Source organism: Desulfocucumis palustris, from assembly GCF_002933875.1.
Lineage (GTDB): Bacteria > Bacillota > Desulfotomaculia > Desulfotomaculales > Desulfocucumaceae > Desulfocucumis > Desulfocucumis palustris.
On sequence record NZ_BFAV01000016.1, the window covers coordinates 33,523 to 51,296 of the forward strand.

The window sequence follows — 17,774 nt, forward strand, 5'->3', positions numbered from 1 at the left end:
TCGGCGTAACGTAAAATATTCCTGCATGGAATGACAATATTCCGCTTTGGGCCAAAAGGCCAGAACCTCCGGCACCTGGCGAGGGTCATTCCATAACTTACGGCTTACACACCTTACAGGGCTCATAGCCTGCAGCTTTTAGCTTCAGCAGCATTTTCAAACCAGACTATGTTATCCGGGGATATACTTGTTATAATTGGCAGGACATCCGTACAATTATATCTGTTACTATAAAGAAAAAACGGCCGCCGAAGGGGCCGTTTTGATGTGATCATTTTTTATTCCCGTTTAATTCTTTATGGGATGAAATATTTCGGGGCTCACTGCGAACCGAAACTGTTCTTCTATTATTGGGTTTATATTGTATTAAAAATTTCTTTCCGTTAATATCATTCGCGATAGTAAAGTCCTGGTTGTTAGCCATGTCTTGAAGGTCGTTTATACTCATAATAAGTTGCTTTGGCTTTTTTCCCCTCATCTTGCTAAAGGAGGGGGCATTGTTTATATTTTGAACCATGACATATCCGTATTCATTAGCCTTACGGATTAGTTCATCTTCTTTTTCAATGGATTGTTTGAATCCTTCCCGAATTCTTTTTACCATGTCCATGGAATGAGAGGCTTTTACCGCCACGGATGCCCCTCCTTTAACAATTATTCTTCTTTAGTATATCACACAGTTTGGCAAGTCCACATATTTCCGCGTAAAAACTTACCATAACAAGGTCATCCTGCTCAAAACCATTTATTGATTCACTCTGTATGCATAAAACACCGACGGTTTCCGAACCAATATGTACAGGGTATCCGAGGATAGAACCATATTCATGTAATGGCGCAAACTCTCCTTTGAACCTGTCATCCAGGGAAACATTTTGAACAATATCAGGCGTGTTTATAGCCCAAATAGATCCGGTAAATCCTTCACTTATTTTAAATTTTCTTTCTCTTGCTGATGAATAGTCTATTCTATTATATGCGTACATTTCCATAATATCATTATGTTTAAAATATATCGCAGATGATTTATCCGCGCGATCTTTAGTAAGAGTTGTAACGCACTCATCCAATACGCAATTACAGAATTCAAAAAGCCATGTTTCCTTTCCTTCTTTCCATAGGCTAAGTAATGAACGGATTAATCTGCTTGCATTATTATGGTGTCTAATAAATATATCATTAACATATATGAGTTGTTCCAGCAATGCTTTATGTTCCTCTTTTTGCTGGTATACTTGATCAAATAGCTCTTTAAGGCTTTCGTTATTCTTTTTTAGTATTTTATTTTCATTGTGGGTTTTTTGGTCAAGGGCAAAAAAATTTTTCTCAAATTTTTCACTATATAAATAATTAGGCACGGCAACACCGCCGATTACTATTGCATTTGGGTTTGACATTATATGTCTTCCAATACTTATGCCAATTATTAAAACTGAAAGGATGGAACCTAAATAGATTGCTACCGAACCGGCTTCTTTTGTGTATCCCAGATGTTTGCAACAAGATACCACTACATTGCTAAGGGCTAATAAAAGAATAATTGATAAAAAAATCCCTAAGGCGTAACTAAAAAATGCCTTCATCCAAAATGCTCCTCTTTTGGCTCCGGAAATACGCTCCCTGCAGCGCTGCGCCTGCAGGGAGCGCAGCTGCAGTCCCTGAGCGGTTTCCATGATAGCCGCACGGGCACCCACCTTTGGTAAGGTTGTAGCGAACCGTCACATTTGCCTTGGGCCTTTTTATCCCGTCATCGTCATGGCGGGTATGGACGATTATTTCCTTCACCAGGGTTTTTACGGTTTCTCCCTTAGCCTCAAACGGAGGGTCTTCTTTTATTTTATCTCGGAGCCCCGCCAGGAGTTCCTCCTTCGAGGCAACACTGGCAAATATATTTTCCCCGGAGTTAAGCCGCAGTTCAATATCTCTCACCTGTTGTTCCAGGGAAGCCTTTTCCTGCTCAATCTTGCTAAACTGCTTTTCAACATCGGAGAAATTGATCACTTTTTTCCTGAACAATTCCAGGATACACTCCTTTTCGGATTCTATTCCTTCCATTTCTTTAACCAGGGTGGCCTTTTCCGCCAGAAGGGAGTATTTTTTTGAACTGTTGTCCTCCATGCCGGCGGCACTCTCTTTTAGCGCCTCACCGGCCTGGCCGCCAGATCCCTGCGGTGTTGACTTTCCGGATACCTTTGCGCATTTTACGGCCATCCTTGGCGTAAGAGGTGGGGATGCACAGGGCGTTAAGGTAATCAGCCACCTTTATAGTTGAATATTTTTCTTCGGCCACCAGGCGGTAAATGAGGCGCACGACATCAGCCTCGGTCATGTTGACGCCGGGGAGGGGGTTTTCGTTTATTTCAAGGTATCCCTCGGTGTTTACGATGTACCCATAAGGTATTATGCTACCAAGCCATTTTCCAGCCCGTGCAGCCCTGTTGGAGCCGTTTCCCTTTCCAGGTCTGCTACCCCCGGCCAGAATGGTCAGTAAGAAGCGTCCAGAGGGGTCTCCAGTGTCGAAGGGTTCGGTCATACTGCGTATCTTTATCCCATGCTTCTCCAAGTCGTAGACGGCGTTTAAAATGATTCTGGCGGACCTTCCGAGCCTGTCCAGCTTGTAGATGAGGAGGAGGTCAAAGCGGCCTGGCGTCATCGAGAAGGCGTTCACCTTCCGGCCGTTCCTCCAAGGGGATGGTTCCGGTAACGCCGTCATCCTTATACCAATCCTGGATTTCGAGCTGGTGGAGGTCGCAATATTTCCTGGCGAACTCAAGCTGGTTTTCTATTGTTCCTCTTTCAGCCTGATCATCTGACGAAACTCTGGCATAGATGGCTATACGCATGTGAGGTGCCTCCTCGAGGGATCAGATGTTTGGGTTTATTGTATGGCAAAATTTGGTGATTAGGTAGGGGGTAAATACAAAGGGAATTAAATCTTCAATTTCAACTTTTCTATATCTGAATTTAAATTTAGTGTGTGCATCTTCCTATGGCAGTTCGGGCAAAGGGTGACAGTATTGTCTATTGTGTCTGTGCCTCCTTGCGAGAGCCATTCAATATGATGTGTCTCCAGGTAGGGTTCTTCCTTTTTGTCCTTAAATGGGGCCGGGGAATCACACAACTGGCAGATGCCTTTTGCCTTACGTTTGGCGTACTCAGAAACGTAGGGATCTCGTTGTCGAAGGTCATTTTTCTACTCCCCGATAGTGGTTAATGGGAATGTTACTAAAATTCGTCATTTTGTATGATTTAGTCGAGGCTGCTTCCATAAAGCAAGATAGATACAGCAAGTCAGAGGTTAAATTTTTTAGTACGGTTAATATAGCGGAAATACAAAAGCAAGTTGATGACTTATCAAAAAAATATCGTGAACTTGACTCAAAAATCCAGGAAAAAAACTGGACAGTAGAGCTTATTGAGAGCTAAATCTTTGTTGGTAGCCAAAATTAATAGAGGCGAGGACAGAAAAAAATGCCTGTTAAGCATTTCGATGGTGGTGCGAAGGCAGCACTAGCGGGTTCGATTCCTGCAATTACAGTTCATGCCTCGTACATGTAACTGTTTACATTATATCGTTAATGTTACTACCATGTTCTGATCTATTGTTTTGGCGAGGGTGGGTAAGGGGCAAAAATATTAGATAAAAAAGAGGGGCCATGAGTATGCCCCTCTCTTATTTTTTATGGCTTACAAACCCCATAATGCTCATACCCCGCAGCTTGGGCAGCAGCCTCAGTACAATAGAATTGCCCCGGGGTTGCCGGGGCATGAGCATAAATTCAGAAGTTTTTCGCTAGGATGTAGATTATTCCTTTTTGGGAAAATTTTTATATTCTATAAACAGAAGAGTTTCTTGGATTTTCATGGCGCTATTTTACAAAAACACCTTTTTCGAGTGACACGTTTTTATTGACGCATAACTAGAATTTAAATAAGATTATGAACTGAAGGATAGGCTACAGTAAGGGGTTTTTATGATGTCAAGTTTTCATTAATAGAAAAAAGCTTTGACAAACCCGAGCTGGTTCATATAGCAAAAACGCTACATGATTCCTATCAACCGTTAATGAATGATTATCATATATGGAATATTATTGATGCAGCTATACCGGAACGGGCTCAACCAGTTTTAAAGCCGTTGAGAAAAACGGTGGTAGGGCATAAGATTGTCAATGACATGGTAATGAAATATTACCATTGTGAAAAAGTGGTCAAATTTCTGATGGTTAAGGAGTTCAAGAAAAAGAAAAAAGACATTACCGTCTTTGAAATGAATATTGGCAATAGCAGGCTTGATTTAGGGCGGATTAACGGCTGCTCATATGGTTATGAGATAAAAACAGAGTTGGATACGCTAACAAAGCTTTCAAAGCAATTGGAGGACTACTCAAAAGTCCTGGAATATATTTATGTCGTCATTCACCCTAAGCATCTGGATAAGGTTCGCGACATTGTTCCTGCCCACTGCGGGGTCATTACATATAAAGTAAGGACCGGTAAAGTAAGGACCGGAAAAATACATCTCGAAGAAGAAAAGGCAGCGGAACTGAGCCCCAAATTAAACACCGATTCTCAAATGGAAAATTTAACCTCAAGAGACATAGAATTTATCCTTAGAAAGCTTGGAGAAAAGAAGATCCCCAGCATCCGTGGAGAAAGGGAAAACCTGCTTAGAAGTTTTCTCCCTGGGGTGGATTTTAACATGTATTATAAAACGGCTCTCAAACACAAGTTTAAGGACCGTTGGGAATACCTATGCAAAGTTTTTAAAGAAATACAACCTATTGATGCTCAAGCTTTTTTTGCTTCGCCGGTTGATCCTTACTGGGTGTATTACAAGAATTCTTCCATGGTATGAAGGTAATGCCTTATTGAAATTCCTCATTACCGCCCATGTCAACGCCTAAATGGCTGAACATTATGGTACAGCACCGTTACATTATTTTAATTAGAGGTAGTGGCATAGTATGGAATGTTTTCGGTAAAACTGTTAGGTTGTCCGATGGATTAAGGAGAACAAGACGTCAATGGCCTTCTGCGTTCAAAAATAAAAGCCATGAAGGGCAAGGCTTTCGCTGATTTTCTTGCTGATGACGAAACTGCCATTCATGAGATAAAAAAGATGGAAGGGAAAATTTAACTTTATCAACCAGACAATAAGACAACTTGAAGGAAAATAATATACTGGGTAGCGAAATACTTCCATGATAAAGGAGGTCTTTTTTTATGCAAATCATTAATCGTTTTGAAGGCCAATATGCTTTAATTGAAATGAATCGAAAAATATTCCACGTCCCTAAATCGCTCATTCCCAAGGGGGCCAAAGAGGGAGATGTCATAAAGATAACGATAACCGTCGACACCGAGGCCACAGCCAACTTGAAAAAAGAAGTCCATGGCCTGGCTGATGACCTGTTTAAGGAGTGAGGTTCCGTATGAAAAGGCTATTTATCTTTTGGGTGGCAGTCTTTTTACTCGCCGACTTCAACGCCAATTAAAAGACTGCAATATCTCCAGCTCTGGCACATCGACCAACTGGGGTGAAAGATATGGAACCCCGGCAGGACCGGGGAGGAAAAGTAAAAACCCCCGGAGCAGGAAGACCTTTTATGGGCACTCGCTCCAGGGGTTTTCATTTACTTTTGGCAGTAGCCTCCGCCATAAGGCATTGAGAAGACCAGGAGAATAAGTATCAAAAAGAGAATAAAGCTACCGTCGAAACCGCCGCCTCCGCCGCAACCGTAACCCATTAAATAACCTCCTTTTGTTTCACTGTCATAGTATAGTATGGTAGATATATAAAGATCGTTCCTTTTATCGGGGAGTGATTTATATGGAAACAAAGTAACTGTTTACTGCTTGTACTAAAGGTTGCTATTGTGAAATCAATATGCATTTAAGGGCTCATTTTTTAGCTGTGAAATAATAGACATTGCAATTAGCTGTTAAGCTGCCAGTTAATACGTTTGGCAGCTTCTTTATTGAGAAAAAATAGTACTAGTAAGATTATTAAATCAAATAAAACAAGGAGGTAAGTACGATGACAGCAATAATAAAAAACGGTATTGTAAAAATAATTCGCGGCTTTATGGAATTTGCTAACGTAGGTTTCCGTTACATCGAAACAGAAAGAAAGAACAAATAGCCGGCATCTGAGGAGGTGTCGGCATGCAAATGAAGTTGCAAGTAAATTTTTAAGCCCCTACCTGGTTTCTTTACCGGGTAGGGGCTTATGTTAACTACACGGGCACCCGTGTGGACAATACCTTTGGTAAGGTTATAGCGAACCGTCACATTTGCCTTGGGCCTTTTTATCCCGTCATTGTCATGGCGGGTATGGACGATTATTTCCTTCACCAGGGTTTTTGCGATTTCTCTCTTAACCTCAAACGGAGGGTCTTCTTTTATTTTATCTCGGAGCCCCGCCAGGAGTTCCTCCTTCGAGGCAACATTGGCAAATATATTTTCCCCGGAGTTAAGCCGCAGTTCAATATCTCTCACCTGTTGTTCCAGGGAAGCCTTTTCCTGCTAAATCTTACTAAACTGCTTTTCAACATCGGAGAAATTGATCACTTTTTTCCTGAACAATTCCAGGATACATTCCTTTTCTGATTCTATTTCTCTTCGGCTACCAAGCGGTGAATGAGACGCACGACATCATCCTCGGTCATGTTGACGCTGGGGAGGGGGTTTTCGTTTGTTTCGTGGTAACCCTCGGTGTTTACGATGTACTCATAAGGTACTATGCCGCCAAGCCATTTTCCAGTTCCGTGCTGTCCTGTTAGAGCCAAGTCAAAGCCAGTTTCCCTCTCCAGTTCCGCTACACCTGTTAAAATGGTCAATAGAAAGCGTCCGGAGGGGTCTCCGGTGTAATGGTTCGGTCTGGCCCTCGGATGAGACACGGGCATAGATGGCGATACGCATAGAGGTCCTCCTGGGATAGGTGATTATATGGTTGGATTAATCATATAGCAGAATTTGGCGGTGAGGGAGGGAGTTGTTAAAAGAAGCCTACAAGAATTATCCCAGAAAACCCGGGTATTTTCTTGATTTTATTACAGAGAAGATTAAAAAATATGGCGCCTGTGAGCTATTTTCACAGACGCCTTGCATTTGAGCAGTAAACATTAGCATTAATCTGTTGTTGTAAAGGTGACTATATGGTCTGTTGCCAAACTGGCACCATTTTTGTCTTTTACAGCGTTTGCGGGAATTGTTAACACGTATGATTCATTTTCGTTTAATTTCTTTTTGGGTGTAATTGTCAACGCACTCTTTTTAATTGAGGCTTTATAAGGAACGCTTTTATTGTTATAATCATTAAGTTTTATCTTTTTGAAGTCTTTCCCCTTTACTATTTCCCGGTCAAACTCAATTTTTACCATTGGTTTTAACGGGATATCAACTTCCCCATCTTCAGGGTAAGAGCTATCTACCATGATAACATTGTCATTAGTTCCGGTTGTAAAATACAGGTAGTAAGAATTCTCCTGTTTGTTGCCCTCTTTATCCTTAACAGCGCTGGCCGGGATATAAACTGTATAAGCCATATTTGTTTTAAGTAGTTCAATGGGGTCAATGCTCAATGTATCTGAAGAAATAGTGTTATTGGTGGCCACTGGTTCATCACTAGAATTTTTAACCAATATTTGCTGAAAATTATCTCCTTTTGTTACAGCCTTGTTAAATTTAACAGTAATTGTTTCATCCAATTTTACGCCTTTTTGATTGGTCGCAGGTTTAGTATTGTTAATTCTTAATACTGGTGAACCTTGTTCCTTTATAGTAAGCTTTGTTTCCGGGTCGCCGAGTAGGTTAATTTCATAATAGCAATACCTAATATAGTTGCTGCTATCACTATTTTCCAGATACGTTAAATTGGTTTCCTTAGAGTAATTTAAGGCAGCGCCCAGGTTATATATTTTTTCTCCAAAAATTGAATTCCAAAACTGGCGGTCAAAAAACTGGGAGGATCCCCTTGTATCATTTTTTGTAAACCAGCCGTAGCGGGAATTAACAATGGTTGCAAAGGCGCCATTGCTGCCTGTTACCAGATGTTCTGAGATGCAGTCGCTACTGTTTATAGTGCCATCTGTGTTCATGTTGTCAAAGGAGCCTGCATAACATCCCTGACTATACAAAAAAAATGGTTCTGTATTTGTCAGGGAATCGACGTCACCGTTTTCCATTTTCATAAGTTTAGTAATATCGGCATGTCCTAAATGGTTTATTAAATTTGGATCGGTGTTTATGACGTTATCTACCAACTCCGATTTGGGCCAGTCATTTCCTTCATAATCACGATCATACAGCGTGTTTACTGTATAACCAGAAGGGAACCCTTTTGTTGAAAACTCTTTCTCCGATCCATTCTTAATCTCATCCTTGCAATCACCACCCCAGGTTTCGTCGGCCAGACTGTTTGTACTCTTTTGGTCTACATAGGGAGACATTTCTAGGGCATTTTGTATTGTTTTTCCTTCCAGTGTAGTTATATATTTTTGTAACTGGTATATTTTTGCTTCTATATCCTGCAAATTATCCGCAGGTATGTTAATTACTGTTAATTCATTGTGAAATTCCGTGGTTAAATCCAGTAAATTATCAATGTCTTCTTGGTTAATAATGCTGTCACAGCCATTACCGGATAAAATATTATTCAACTCTGGGACATATTTCACCAGCAGCTTAGTAAAATGTGCCAGGAGCAAAGCGTTATTTATAAAGGCTTGTTTGAAGAAATCACTGTTTTTATAATAGAAGCTAACATATTCATCAGAAATCTTACTATCTCGCAGTTCTTTCAATGTCTTTACTACAAGGCTCGGATCCATTTCATCTTGTTGTATTGCCGCATATTCAACAGAACAATGAGGGTCATCCTCACTTAGCTTTTCCCCAATCATCCAGGCTGACTTATTTTTATTTGCTTTTTCATAATTAATCGTTTTGTTAACAAAATTAGAGGCTTCATCATGGGAATCTATTGGTGCCCTTCCTACATACACTTCTGCCAGTAAATCCGGATTATCTCCGGGTTCACCATATATCCTGTTACCATTACCATCGAAATCACCGTTTAAACAAGCATAATATAAATCGGCTGCAATGGGGGAAGGATAGTCGCTAAATGGCCCCCATAGCTTTCTTACCGGCACAATGTTATCTCCGCTTTCCGAACCCTCATCGCCGCCGTCAGCATCGCCGCCCAGCAAAAAAAACAGACTCTGATTGTTAAGATAAGCATCGCTTATAAAATTTCTTATTTGCTCCGGCTGATCAACTCCTGGATAATTAGTATAGATATCTTCCACCGTCACAGTGGCCGCCGTCAGCCCCTTTGACATTTTCCAGTCAACCAGCGGCTGAAAATCGTTAACAAAATCCCGGGAAGTAATAACAACATAATCAGCGTTTCCTTCAATTAGCACAGATGACTGTGCCTGCTGATTTACTTTATCTTCTGAAAAAAAATTACTGTCGTTGGAATCATACGTTTGCAAAATTTCCGGATTATCCACCAGTTGGGAAACGGCTTTTTTGTCCAAAGACGTGGGTTTTACATTGGCAAAGGAATTAGTCGGGGAGGAATCTTTTAACGATATGTCTATTTTAATGGATTCCGCCACCTTTATTTGCTCCTGGGAAGGAAAGAATTGAACTGGGTATAAATTAATAAAAAGTAGTTGATAGGCTGACTTCCACTGTACCATCGGCTCTGAATTACTGTTGCCGGGATAAGCGGCGTCAGATTTATATATTTTTGTATTGGGTGTTGTTAGAAAGGACTTTGAAAATGTGGGATAAATATTAGCAGCCGGCTTAATCTTGACATTATTAATTAATTTTTGCTCGCCAAGAGAGATGTTTACCTTTTTAATACTTTTTCCTTTTGGTATAAGCAACACAACAGATTTAAAGGGTATCATAGGGTGCCCCGGTTTACCCATAAATTTTAGACTATTGATATTAACCGAATTGAAGCCCGATAAATCTTTTGGGCCAACTATTGCTGTGCCAAATTTATATGTTTTTGAGATAACGTCGAAGCCTTTTGAATCGCCTTCATTTGATGCCGCCAGCGCAGGACAGACAGGCGAAACAATAGCAATAACCAATATCAGCAGATATGTGAGCAGTTTTTTTGCAGACCTCATATACAATAACCTCCACTATAATTATCATTCCTTATAAAATAAAGAATACTATCAGGAAGCTTTACGCATTCAGATTAAACAACAATTTACCCTTCTTTATGTACTTAATAAACTTAAACTATTTTAGTGTTGAAAGTTCTGTAAATGTAAGCGACGGCATTTTAAATCACCTCCACACCGTGATAAAATGTCAGAATGTGTCGACGCCTGAAAACATCACAAAATCCGCGCTGTGAAGCGCGGATTTTGTTCCTGGGGATATTTTCTACTATGTTTCGGCATAATTGTAAAATATTCCTGCATGGGTTGACAATATTTTCTTAGGCTTAAGCTTGGCACTTTTCAGGGATTTTTGATCCATCCGAGGTCAAAAACCTTCACCAACAAAGACGGTTCCACAAGAACCTATATACAATATATTGGTCTGCCTTCTCCTGTCTGGAACAACATTATCTATACAGGGTTTTGGACTTCCTTTCTAACAATAAAGTTTGAAAGTCTCAAACTTCAGCCTAAGCAAAGGGGACACGCCTCTATTGAGAGCCTGACTTTGGGTGAAAAATGTCCCCAACGTATGTTTCGAAGGGTAGAAACCCTTCGAAACCCAAGACTCACTTTATATTCGCGAAATTTTTGTAATAATATACTCCAAGCCCGGAGCACCTGGTTCTTATTTGGGGATTCCGGTCAATTAAAGCTATCCACCCTGCATTTCCCGGCGGTACTGGACAGCTTCAGCCAGATGCTCCGCCTGGATCCTTTCGCTGCCGGCCAGGTCGGCCACCGTTCTGGCCACTTTCAGCACCCTGTCGTGGCTCCGGGCGCTGAGCTTCAATTGTTTGAAGGCAGATTTCAATAGGCTTGAGGCTTCCCGGGAGAGGAGGCAGTTCTTTCTTACAACTGAGCCGGTCATGTTGGCGTTACAGCCTGTACCGGAGTTTTTAAATCTCTCCCTTTGTATGGCCCGGGCCGCTTCGACCCTTTTTTTTATGGCCTCCGAAGTTTCTCCCGGCTGACTGTCTGCCAGTTCGTCAAAAGTAACCCTGGGAACGTCTATAATAATATCTATCCTGTCCAGCAGAGGCCCGGAAATACGCCCCATGTAGCGCTGCACCTGCAAGGGGGTGCAGTTGCAGTCCTTGAGCGTGTCTCCATGATAGCCGCAGGGGCAGGGGTTGCAGGAGCCGATCAGCATCAGTCTGGCCGGGTAGCTGAGTGACGCGTTGATTCTGGAAATGGTTACGGTGCCGTCTTCCAGGGGTTGGCGCAGGGCCTCCAGGGCATCCTTGTGAAACTCCGGCATTTCGTCAAGAAAAAGTATGCCGTTGTGAGCCAGGCTGATTTCACCGGGCCGGGGATATTTTCCCCCCCCCACCAGGGCAATGGAGGAGGCACTGTGATGCGGCGCCCGGTAGGGCCTTTCGGTTATCATGGCCTGGCCCGGTTTAAGAAGCCCGGCCAGGCTGTATATTTTGGTGGTTTCCAAAGCTTCTTCAAAACTCAAGTCCGGCATTATGCCTGGAAGGCAGCGGGCCAGCATAGTTTTGCCGGATCCCGGACTTCCCGTCATCAGAACGTTGTGCCCGCCGGCGGCGGCCACTTCCAGAGCCCGCCTGGCGGCATACTGGCCCTTTACTTCCGAGAAATCGGGATAACGGTTGTCCCGGCCGGGGCGATGTTCATTTTCATCAGGGGTATAAGGAAATATTTCTTCCTCACCGGTTAAAAAATAGCTTAACTGATTCAACGAAGATACCGGATATATGCCGGCGCTTCTGACCAGCGCGGCTTCTCCGGCATTTTCCCGGGGAACCACCACCGATGTGAATCCGTTCTCCACAGCCGCCAGCACGTTGGGCAGTACGCCGGCAACCCCGCGCACGTCCCCTTTCAGTGAAAGCTCGCCAATAAATACGAGCGGGCCGCATTTTTCCGGGTCTATTTGCCCCGTGGCGGCCAGTACTCCCACGGCTATGGCCAGATCGTACATGGGGCCTTCCTTTTTTATATCGGCGGGGGCCAGGTTTACAGTTATACGTTTTACCGGGAATTCAAACCCCGAGTTTTTAATTGCCGCCCTTACCCTGTCCCTGGACTCCCTTACGGCCACATCGGGCAATCCGACCAGATCAAAGCAGGGCAGCCCGTTAGAGACATCCACCTCGACTTTGACTATGTGGCCTGCGAGGCCGTGCAGGGCGGTACTGTTGATTATGGAGAGCAATTGATATACCTCGCTCCATGGAAATGATCAGACCTTTTCGCTCATATATTACCACATTTTACTATTAATTTCAGTCTTTTCTTAAATAGTGGGACTTTCCTTGTAATGTTAATGTTAAGGACAGGAAATCATTTGCCCCCGGGTGCGCACAGGCGGTTTTTGCCATTTATATTCTTATATCGTTTTCCCAATAATACTTAGTAAATCAAATTTGCGGGGGGCTGAATTATTGTGAAGAAATTTTTGACGTCCTTATTGTTTGTTACCCTTTTGCTGGCTATGGCATTTGGTTGCTCGGCAAGCAAAAAACCGGAAACCAATGTGGATAATAAGCCTTCGGCCACTGCACCGGGAACCACGGAGTCAACAGTCAGAAAAACGGTCGGTTTAACGGAGATCGCCAAAAAAGAGAGGAAATTGGCAAACGAATTGGAACCCCAGCATAAAAAGATATCTGATTTATATACCAGCTTTGGCCAGGGTAAAATAGACCGGGAAAAACTAAACAGCCAATTATCACTGATACAGCCCGATATTGCCAAAATTAAAAGCGAATCCAATGATTTTAACAGGGAATACCGGCTGGGAACCGGATTTAAAGACGATCCCTTATACAAGGATGGATTGAAATACGGAAAAAATTTGCGTTCATCTGCGGCTACAATGATCCGGCTGGCAACCGAGGGCGAATATGTAAAGGAGCAGGGTAAAACAAAATTGCAGATAAAGAACCTAAATGACGCCGAGCTAAAAACAAAATATGCTGAAACCGAAAAACAGTATCAAGTCTACCTGGGTAAGCTTAACGATGCGTTAAAGAAGCTGGGCGCATAAGTTTCAAGTCCGGCCTAAAGAAACTAAAAGGTTGGGTAGCAGGCCGGAAACCGGGCGAATCGATGCCTGGGGAGCCAGGCCCACTGGCTTACGGTGAACCAGGAAGTTTCGCAACTTTGCCTATGCTCCTGGAAGCCCCTCCCGAAAGCGTTAGCGAAGGGAGGGGCGGTTCACTTTAAACCTGACGGAAAACGCTGTACCGCCGGGACCGGTCTCCAGGCTGATTACTGCGTTATGCCTGGCGGCTATGCCGTAGCAGGTGGCAAGGCCCAGCCCGGTTCCATAGTCCTTGGTGGTAAAAAAGGGGGTTCCGATTTTGTCTATGATTTCCTTTTCTATGCCTTTGCCCTGATCCCTTACCGACAGAAATACTTCACCGTTTTCGCTGTAAGTTCTAATCTCCAGTATTCCCCCGGCGGGCATGGCCTCAAGTCCGTTTCTGACCAGGTTAAGTATAAGCTGCCTGATTTCTTCCTCATTTAAAGGTGTATCAGGGACGTTCTCCGTCGCTACCGACAGTTGCATCTTGGCGTTTATGGCGTCAGCCTGTATTAACGGCAATATTTTTCGAAGTATTTCATTTAGATTCTGGGTTTTAAATTCAGTATGCTTGTTTTTGGCTACACTAAGAAATTCCGTAATAATGGAGTTGGCCCTGTCCAGCTCGCTGATCATCAGGTCGTAGAATTCTTTATATTTTACGCATTCTTCTTTTTTACCCAGCATCTGCAGCAACCCCCGGATTGTGGTCATGGGATTTCTGATTTCGTGCCCTATTCCGGCTGCCATTTCTCCCACCAGGTGAAGCTTCTCCAGGCGGGCCATGTCCTTTTCCAGATTTTTATATTGTGTGATATCATTGATGGAGGCCAGGAGATGTTCTTTCCCATCAATGTATATTTTGTCGGCAGAATACAGTCCCACGTGAATTTCGCCGGAACTGTCATATATATTTATTTCGCGGTTATATACAGTACCCTTTTCTATTATTTTCCTCCTTATAGATCCGGGCTCCTCAGATTTAACCCAGAATTTTAGTTCCGTGGTTTTCCTGTCCAGGACTTCGTGTCTTTGGTATTTCAGTTTGAGTAAAAAGCTGTCGTTTACATCAATTATTCGCCCGGTTTTAAAATTCAAAATCATCATAAGGCTGGGACTGGCGTTAAAGGCTATAGAGAAACGTTCCTCGGAGAGCCGCAGGCATTCTTCAATACCTTTTCTTTGCCTGATATCTCTTGCGGTGCCCAGATATAATCCTTCAGGCAGCACGGTGGCGCTTATTTCAACAGGGACATGACTACCGTTTTTATGTTGCAGGATTGTTTCAAAATTTTCCAGGACACCCTTTTCAACCAGTTCATTAAATTTAGCCATAATTACTTCCACCAACTCGGAGGGGGGGATGTCAGGTATATTCATTTTCAGCAATTCATTTTTATTGTAGCCCAGCAACCGGGAAGCCGCAGGGTTTGCATTAATAAATCTTCCGTCGGACCTGGCAACAAAAATGGCGTCCCTGAAGTTTTCAATCAGGGAGAGATATCGCTGGCGGCTTTCACCTAATTCCTTCTCGGCATTATTGCGCAGGCAAGCGGCCGCCAGTATATTGGCAAAAATTTCGACCATGTCAATTTCTTCAAGTTTTTTCCCCGCAGGCATGATAATGGTGAGGTTACCCAATATATGTTCCTTCCGTACTAACCCTATTCCATATATTTTGCCGGTTTCATATATGTTTTCAAAATTCAGGCAGTTTAGTCCGGGGATATTTTTAAACAGCAGTTCATATGGCCCGTTAATCTCCACTAACCGGCCTGTTTTGTAAAGTACAAGGTATTCATCATCGATCGGCCAGATCCTGCCCACCGGACTGAAGCCCGCTAATTCAACAACTTTTTGAAGAAATTGCTTTTTCCCCGCCAAAGCCCTGGTTGTGGCCATTCGTTCAGCTTCATGATATGTATTGACCGCTACGCATAGGGCGCCCGTGAGTTTTAAAAGCTGCTTTGCTATTGGCTGGTAATTAATCTTGGCAAATGGAAACTCCAGGTGATTTGCGGATGACTGGGACAACACCTTCAACATATCATTACGTCTCCGGAGTGTTTCCCTGGACTGCTCAAGTTCGTCAATGCTGCGGCGCATGGATGCCATTTCGCGTAATAATTTTTCCCTGTCTTTTTCAATAGAATGCATTTTAAATTACCTCTGTGTCCGAACCGGTATTTGTATATAGAAATTAATAGGATATTCTTACAATAATTTGCATAATCCTTCAAGCATATCAATTAATTATCAAATAAAGTACGCTGCCGGCATAACGCCGGCTAATCCTGGATAATATCCGCCGCGCCCGATTGTTCCATCATGGCTCTTACCCGGTCAGCATCAAGTTTTGGGGTATTTACCGCCACAAGGATTCCTGTTTTACCTTTAAGCTCTTTGATACCCTGCGCGAAGGAACCCGTCTCCCAAAGTCCGTCCCGCTCGGTCTTAATGAAAGAGATTTCGTCGGCCACTTCCTCCGGGTCTTTTAAAAGCCTTTCGTCCGTGTCCCCCAAGTGTGAAATAATCATGTCCTTGCGGTCGAACCCGCCTTTGCGGAGTGTATCCACCAGGAAGCCCACCTGACGTTTATCAGACATTCTTGCGATTAAACGCATTTTTACACCTCCTTTGGCAATTAGTATGCGCATAAATTAAGCCGGTAATAAAATATGTTTCCACTACGGCGGGATAACTAAACACATTAATTTCCATAGATGTAATCTTTTTTTTAACTTGTCACCAGTATTTCTATTATGTTATATTTAATGGAAGTAGAATGGCAGGTTATTTATGGCATGAAGTTGTTTCCTTGGTTTTGAGTAAACAGTGATAAATGGTTTTAAATTATTATAAACGGATGGAAGTACGGGAGGGAAAGTTGGCTTATTAAACACTCCATCGGGTGTTTTTTTGTTTGTCTGCCAATAATTTCCCTGGTGGACGCGGCTAAAATATTGCTTTTAGTCCGCGACAACGGTAGTACGGTAGTACGGTAGGGAAGGCTATTTACGGCACCCACCTGGTGCCTTTTTATTTACCCTTTTTCCCTGCCCTGGAAAATACTCGGGGGCGGAGCTTCCGTGGAAATATATATTCTAAAGAGCAGGGAGGAAAAAAATTTGTTTGGATTTGCTTCAAAAAGATTCATTTTGCCGGTTGTGTTGACGCTGGCGCTTCTGCTTTTGGCGGGCTGCGGCGGGGGAGCTAAAGACGGGGAGCAGGGCGGTCAGGAAAAAGAGGTTTACAAGATCGGGGCCATTTTTGATATTACCGGCCCTTCTTCCTCGCTGGGGGTCCCGGAAAGGGACTCAGCGTTGTTGCTGGAGGAGCAAATTAACGCCCGGGGCGGGATTAACGGACATCCGGTGAAAATTGTCATCGGGGATAACGAGAGCAATGAGACTAAAGCCGTACAGGTGGCCAAAAAATTGATCGAAGTGGATAAAGTGCTGGCCATTGCCGGACCCAGTACCACCGGCACCTCCATGGCCATAGTGGATACGGCCCAGAAAAACCAGGTGCCCCTGGTGTCGGCTGCCGCCGGCGTATCCATAGTAAATCCCGTGGATAAGCGGCAGTGGGTATTTAAAACAGCCCAGAACGACTCCGTGGTGGTGGAAAAAATTATAGAATATCTGGGAAGTATAGGAGCCAAAAAGGTTGCCTTTTTGTGCATGAACAACGCCTACGGTGACAGCGGCAGGCAAGAGTTTACAACGGCCGCGCAAAAGGCGGGCATTGAAATTGCGGCGGATGAAAAATTCGGGGCCACAGACAACGATATGACTGCCCAGTTGACCAAGGTAAAGGCCGCCCGGCCGGACGCCGTGATAGTATGGGCCATTCCTCCTTCGGCCTCCATTGTAACCAAAAACTACCGGCAACTGCAGATTGACGCGCCGCTGATACATAGTCACGGCATCGGCAATAAAACCTTTGTGGATTTAGCCCAGGACGCGGCCAACGGGGTAATCTTCCCGGCGGGCAGGCTGCTGGTGGCGGAAAGCCTTCCGGACAGCGATCCCCAGAAGGCTGTTCTGGTGAAATACGCCGCTGATTATGAAAATAAATACAATCAGCCCAGAAGCACCTTTGGCGGTCACGGCGCGGACGCGGTTTCGCTTATAGTGTCGGCCCTGGAAAAGGCGGGGCCCGACAGGGCTAAAATAAGGGATGAACTGGAAAAAACCCAGAATTACCCGGGCATTTCCGGGGTGTTTAACATGTCTCCCCAGGATCACAGCGGCCTGACCAAAGACGCCCTGGTGATGCTGAAAATAGTTGACGGCAAGTGGACTATTCTGGAATAAAGTAAACTTTGGGTCCGGAAGGGCTATTCTCCCGCCAGACCCTTAGAGCGAACTTTATAAATTGGAGACATTCCTCACCCCAAAACCTGATCCGAAATGGAAGAATGTCCCCTTAAATGCGTTAGGACATTCCTCATCCCAAAAGCCAGGCCCGAAATAAAGGCGTGTCCCCTTAAATGCGTTAGGACATTCCTCATCCCA

The 17,774-nt window shown here is 43.6% G+C and carries 15 protein-coding genes and 1 pseudogene; 5 read left to right on the forward strand and 11 right to left on the reverse strand.

Annotated features, from left to right (window positions below):
* Positions 1-271: 271 nt before the first annotated feature.
* The 5 genes and pseudogenes from DCCM_RS00975 to DCCM_RS00990 all read right to left on the reverse strand — a co-directional run bounded on the left by DCCM_RS00975 (position 272) and on the right by DCCM_RS00990 (position 3,121).
* Positions 272-634, reverse strand: coding sequence for a hypothetical protein (locus DCCM_RS00975; RefSeq protein WP_104370601.1), 363 nt, complete (start codon positions 632-634; stop codon positions 272-274).
* 13 nt (positions 635-647) lie between these two features.
* Positions 648-1,583, reverse strand: a complete 936-nt coding sequence (locus DCCM_RS00980; protein ID WP_165791971.1) for a GAF domain-containing protein — start codon at positions 1,581-1,583, stop codon at positions 648-650.
* The gene (locus DCCM_RS19090; protein WP_231702587.1) at positions 1,567-2,118 is read right to left on the reverse strand and encodes a DUF3450 domain-containing protein; all 552 of its coding nucleotides are present in this window, start codon (positions 2,116-2,118) and stop codon (positions 1,567-1,569) included. Before DCCM_RS19090 ends, DCCM_RS00980 begins: the two co-directional genes overlap by 17 nt.
* Positions 2,119-2,143: 25 nt before the next feature.
* A pseudogene (locus DCCM_RS19095) lies at positions 2,144-2,843 on the reverse strand (recombinase family protein).
* A gap of 86 nt (positions 2,844-2,929) precedes the next feature.
* The gene (locus DCCM_RS00990) at positions 2,930-3,121 is read right to left on the reverse strand and encodes an HNH endonuclease (protein ID WP_231702590.1); all 192 of its coding nucleotides are present in this window, start codon (positions 3,119-3,121) and stop codon (positions 2,930-2,932) included.
* Between the two features lie 98 nt (positions 3,122-3,219).
* On the opposite strand from DCCM_RS00990, the gene DCCM_RS18360 reads away from it, so the two are divergent.
* From DCCM_RS18360 to DCCM_RS01005, 3 genes are all read left to right on the forward strand, one after another.
* Positions 3,220-3,426: a DIP1984 family protein gene (locus DCCM_RS18360; protein WP_104370604.1), complete on the forward strand. Its 207-nt coding sequence runs from the start codon at positions 3,220-3,222 to the stop codon at positions 3,424-3,426.
* A 640-nt stretch (positions 3,427-4,066) separates the two neighbouring features.
* Complete coding sequence (locus tag DCCM_RS01000; RefSeq protein ID WP_207655519.1) at positions 4,067-4,858, forward strand: sce7726 family protein; 792 nt, start codon at positions 4,067-4,069, stop codon at positions 4,856-4,858.
* A gap of 368 nt (positions 4,859-5,226) precedes the next feature.
* Positions 5,227-5,427: a DUF3006 domain-containing protein gene (locus DCCM_RS01005; protein WP_104370606.1), complete on the forward strand. Its 201-nt coding sequence runs from the start codon at positions 5,227-5,229 to the stop codon at positions 5,425-5,427.
* Positions 5,428-6,114: 687 nt separating this feature from the next.
* Here DCCM_RS01005 and DCCM_RS18280 read toward each other — a convergent pair.
* The 4 genes from DCCM_RS18280 to DCCM_RS01025 form a co-directional block, all read right to left on the reverse strand.
* On the reverse strand, positions 6,115-6,501 hold the full coding sequence (locus DCCM_RS18280) for a hypothetical protein (protein WP_128739036.1): 387 nt from the start codon (positions 6,499-6,501) through the stop codon (positions 6,115-6,117).
* Between the two features lie 113 nt (positions 6,502-6,614).
* The gene (locus DCCM_RS01015) at positions 6,615-6,902 is read right to left on the reverse strand and encodes a hypothetical protein (RefSeq protein WP_128739038.1); all 288 of its coding nucleotides are present in this window, start codon (positions 6,900-6,902) and stop codon (positions 6,615-6,617) included.
* 231 nt (positions 6,903-7,133) lie between these two features.
* A complete protein-coding gene (locus DCCM_RS01020) occupies positions 7,134-10,157 on the reverse strand; it encodes a C25 family cysteine peptidase (RefSeq protein WP_104370609.1) in 3,024 nt (1,007 codons plus the stop codon).
* Positions 10,158-10,854: 697 nt separating this feature from the next.
* Positions 10,855-12,381, reverse strand: coding sequence for a YifB family Mg chelatase-like AAA ATPase (locus DCCM_RS01025; protein ID WP_104370610.1), 1,527 nt, complete (start codon positions 12,379-12,381; stop codon positions 10,855-10,857).
* Between the two features lie 231 nt (positions 12,382-12,612).
* Here DCCM_RS01025 and DCCM_RS01030 point away from each other — a divergent pair, with 231 nt between their 5' ends.
* Entirely contained in the window at positions 12,613-13,215 is a 603-nt protein-coding gene (locus tag DCCM_RS01030) for a hypothetical protein (RefSeq protein ID WP_104370611.1), read from the forward strand.
* A 150-nt stretch (positions 13,216-13,365) separates the two neighbouring features.
* On the opposite strand, the gene DCCM_RS01035 is transcribed toward DCCM_RS01030, so the two are convergent.
* Together DCCM_RS01035 and DCCM_RS01040 are read right to left on the reverse strand one after the other, a co-directional pair.
* Positions 13,366-15,411, reverse strand: coding sequence for a PAS domain S-box protein (locus tag DCCM_RS01035; RefSeq protein WP_104370612.1), 2,046 nt, complete (start codon positions 15,409-15,411; stop codon positions 13,366-13,368).
* Between the two features lie 131 nt (positions 15,412-15,542).
* A complete protein-coding gene (locus DCCM_RS01040) occupies positions 15,543-15,878 on the reverse strand; it encodes a hypothetical protein (protein WP_104370613.1) in 336 nt (111 codons plus the stop codon).
* A 465-nt stretch (positions 15,879-16,343) separates the two neighbouring features.
* Here DCCM_RS01040 and DCCM_RS01045 point away from each other — a divergent pair, with 465 nt between their 5' ends.
* Positions 16,344-17,573, forward strand: coding sequence for an ABC transporter substrate-binding protein (locus tag DCCM_RS01045; RefSeq protein ID WP_231702591.1), 1,230 nt, complete (start codon positions 16,344-16,346; stop codon positions 17,571-17,573).
* Positions 17,574-17,774: the final 201 nt, after the last annotated feature.